This is a genomic window from Methylophaga sp. UBA4204 (assembly GCF_002379485.1).
Taxonomy (GTDB): domain Bacteria; phylum Pseudomonadota; class Gammaproteobacteria; order Nitrosococcales; family Methylophagaceae; genus Methylophaga.
Genome location: NZ_DFTU01000059.1, coordinates 404 through 3951 on the forward strand (window position 1 = coordinate 404; position 3548 = coordinate 3951).

At 43.6% G+C, this 3548-nt stretch carries 5 protein-coding genes; 2 read left to right on the forward strand and 3 right to left on the reverse strand.

The genetic code is table 11. The annotated features are described in order from the left end of the window. From B3182_RS08400 to B3182_RS08410, 3 genes are all read right to left on the reverse strand, one after another. The coding region (locus B3182_RS08400; protein ID WP_292752328.1) for a TCP-1/cpn60 chaperonin family protein at positions 1-213 on the reverse strand (213 nt) is incomplete at its 3' end. Between the two features lie 57 nt (positions 214-270). Beyond that, entirely contained in the window at positions 271-561 is a 291-nt protein-coding gene (gene groES, locus B3182_RS08405; RefSeq protein WP_014705256.1) for a co-chaperone GroES, read from the reverse strand. A 147-nt stretch (positions 562-708) separates the two neighbouring features. Beyond that, the gene (locus tag B3182_RS08410; RefSeq protein WP_292358171.1) at positions 709-1164 is read right to left on the reverse strand and encodes an FxsA family protein; all 456 of its coding nucleotides are present in this window, start codon (positions 1162-1164) and stop codon (positions 709-711) included. 228 nt (positions 1165-1392) lie between these two features. Here B3182_RS08410 and B3182_RS08415 point away from each other — a divergent pair, with 228 nt between their 5' ends. Together B3182_RS08415 and B3182_RS08420 are read left to right on the forward strand one after the other, a co-directional pair. Beyond that, complete coding sequence (locus B3182_RS08415; RefSeq protein ID WP_292358173.1) at positions 1393-2775, forward strand: OprO/OprP family phosphate-selective porin; 1383 nt, start codon at positions 1393-1395, stop codon at positions 2773-2775. 93 nt (positions 2776-2868) lie between these two features. Continuing rightward, positions 2869-3548 (forward strand): EAL domain-containing protein (locus B3182_RS08420; protein WP_292752331.1); only part of this gene is annotated, 680 nt, incomplete at its 3' end.

A 3548-nucleotide genomic window follows, 5' to 3' on the forward strand; every position in this document is an offset into this window, starting at 1 on the left:
TGCGCCCATGTTTTCAAATTTGTTTTCTAGTTCGATTTCTTTAGCAACTGAAACACCATCTTTAGTAATAGTTGGTGCACCGTAGCTTTTATCCAAAATAACATTGCGACCTTTAGGTCCTAATGTCACTTTTACCGCATTGGCCAGCGTATTAACGCCTTTGACCATTAGCTGGCGCGCATCAGCGCCAAATTTGACTTCTTTAGCAGCCATTTTAATTCCTCTTTATAGCTATGTTTAACGTAACCAGATGTGAAATCGTCGGGAAGCTTACGCTTCGATCACAGCAACGATATCGTCTTCACGCATTACCAGCAGTTCTTCGCCTTCCACTTTGACTTCGGTGCCGGCATATTTACCAAACAGCACTTTGTCACCGACTTTAACAGCCAGAGGACGGACTTCACCAGAATCGGTAGGTTTGCCGTTACCCGCTGCGATAATTTCGCCACGAGATGGTTTTTCTGCTGCATTGTCAGGAATGACAATTCCACCAGCAGAGGTAGTTTCTTCTTCCATGCGACGAACAATCACACGATCATGAAGGGGACGAAGGTTCATTAGTTTTATCCTCCAAAAGTAACAAAAAATGACCAAGAAAATTCCAGGAACCCCTTTAATGGGGCTGGCTGAATAAACTTCAAGTGCCTGAGTTAAAAAATTTCTGAAAAAACTGTCAGATGCAGTAAATTGCTTGATTTATCAGCATTAACGAATATTGCGCTGATCGTCATCCTTGATGACCTCACCCTCAATAATATCCTCACTTTGCGAATAACGTTTCTGCGCAGACCACTGCTGACGAAATATCACATTGCTGTTACGAATTAATTTCAGCAATAGAGCTCGTCGCAAGGCCGGAACCAATAATAAAAAGCCCACCGCATCGGTTACAAAACCAGGAATCAGTAACAGAAAACCGCTTATAAATAAGGTCATTCCCTCCAGCATCTCCAGAGCCGGAGTGTCACCACGACGAATTGATTCCTGAGCTCGCTGCATGGTGGAAAGCCCTTGCAACTTAACCAACCAGGCACCTAAAACTGCAGTCGCAATCACAAACAGAATGGTCCAGCCAGCGCCAATCACCTCACCAACTTCAATTAATACGTAAATTTCTGCGATTGGAACCAGCAGAAATAATAAAAATAGCCACTTGAACATATTTATTCCTTAACGGATAGCACTCACTAGGAAGGTTGGGGCTTATCCGGGCTTTTCAAGCAAATCTGTCGATTATTGATGTGGTTTTTTAACAACATTTCTGGCGATTTGTTGCGTTGTCACACAACTGTCACAGTTTTTTCATCACGCTGAAATATTTGGGTTTTAAGGTGTGCAGGTCTCGGAGATACAGACCGAACGTGTTTTATCAACTAAGAGGATAGTCCCTTGAAATTAAAAACGTCTGCAATATTAATCGCCGGCGCACTGTTCGGTGCCGCCACACTGCCTGCACAGGCTAACAATGATGCCATGATGGATCTTTTACAGGTTTTGCGTGATAAAGGCACAATCAGCAACGATGATTACAAATTGCTGACCAATGCAGCAGCAGCTGATAAAGAAATGGCAGAAGCTGATAAAGAAGAGCTGAAAAAAGAAGTTGAAACAGCAACAGCCAATATGCCGGTTATTGAAACTGATGGCAAACTGGTGGTTTCAGATCGTGACGGTAACTGGTCATTCCAGCCTATCGGTCGTGTGATGTGGGATGCCATTTCTGTCGATAACGATGGCTTATATGATGGTACAGCTATTAGCGACAATGAAGGTCGTGGAACAGAATTACGTCGTGCACGTTTAGGCTTTGAGGGTGATATTTACGACTGGAGCTACAAATTTGAAGCTGACTTTGCCGGTGGTGATGCCTCGATCAAAGATGCATACGTAGGTTACGGTAACAGCCTGACTGACAGCACAAAATGGGGTGTAAAGCTGGGTCAATCTCATATTGCTTTTGGTTACAACACCAAAGCCAGCTCAAAATATATGAGCTTTATTGATCGCCCATTTTACGCCGATTCAAGTATTTCTCCCGCTCGTGAAAGTGGTGCAGTCTTTCAAATAAATGATAAAGACTATCGCTGGTTATTAGCGACTTCTTTCACCAGTGGTGAAATTGAAGATGGTGAAACTGACATTGATGATGCAGACTCATGGGCTGTACGTGGTTCTTTTGTCCCTTTCATGCAAGATGAAAAGCATATGTTGCAAGTTGGTGCTGGTTATCTTACACGCGGTAACGGTGATGATACATTCCGTTATCGTCAACGTGCCGTCAGTCACATTACATCAGAGCGTCCAATCGATACTTCTGTAGCGGGTTATGATGGTTCTTCAGCCTTTACCGCTGACGTGTTAGGTATCTATGGTCCTTTCCATGCCTTGGCTGAATATGTCGATTACACTGCAGAAAGTTCAGTCAATTCTGACCAAGATTTTACTGGTTATTCTGTTGAAGCAGGTTACTTCTTAACCGGTGAATCTTACAAATGGAAAAAAGGCTACAATTCAGGCGTATCACCGAAATCAGCATATGGTGCTTGGCAGCTAGTTGCCCGTTTCGAGAACATCGAAACAGAAGGCCTGGTCGGTGGTAGCATGCAGACTGAAGACGAAGCAGATAAATACACCTTGGGTATTAACTACATCCCACGTAAAAATATTCGCCTTATGTTGAACTACGACAAAATTACTGACCTGACAGTCAACGGTGCAAGCTCAGATGCAGAACCTTCTGCTCTGAAATTCCGTGCTCAAGCCTTCTGGTAGGCGCGGAATCTAGAGAGTTATCTCCTCTGCAAACTTGCCCCACTCTTTTGGGTGGGGCTTTTTTGTATCTGGCTTACTAAGAGTTGAATTCCAATGACAAAAGAAGAATTACTGCAATTTACCTCACTGGAAGATATTCTTGCCACGGCGGCACTTACTCCTATATTTCAACCGATTGTCTCATTAAAAAACAATCAGATTTATGGTTATGAGGCTCTGATCCGTGGTCCTTCTGATAGTGTTTTACACTCTCCAATTAATCTGTTTGATGCAGCCAGTCGACACGGCCGTTTGGCTGAACTGGATTTATTGTGTCGTGAAGTTGCCATTGCCCGATTTGGTGAATTGGATCTGAAAGCCAAGCTGTTTATTAATACCATCCCAGCAGCGCTGTTACAGCCCGACTATCCACACGGTTTAACGACCAAGTTCCTGAAAAAAGCCGGCATCCCTGCGGAGCAGGTAGTCATTGAGTTAACTGAGCAATATCCAATAGATGATTATGTGCTGATGCGCGAAGCTACTGAACATTATCGTGAAATGGGCTTCTCGATTGCCATTGACGATTTAGGGGCGGGTTATTCCGGTTTACGTACATGGTCAGAGTTAAAGCCGGATTATGTCAAACTGGATCGTCACTTCATGCAGAATATCCATGAAGATCAGCAGAAAAAACAGTTTGTGCAATCAATGATCGATATTGCACAAAGCAGTAACTGTAGGGTGATTGGAGAAGGTGTAGAAGTCCGGGAAGAGTATTTAGTTGCACAGGT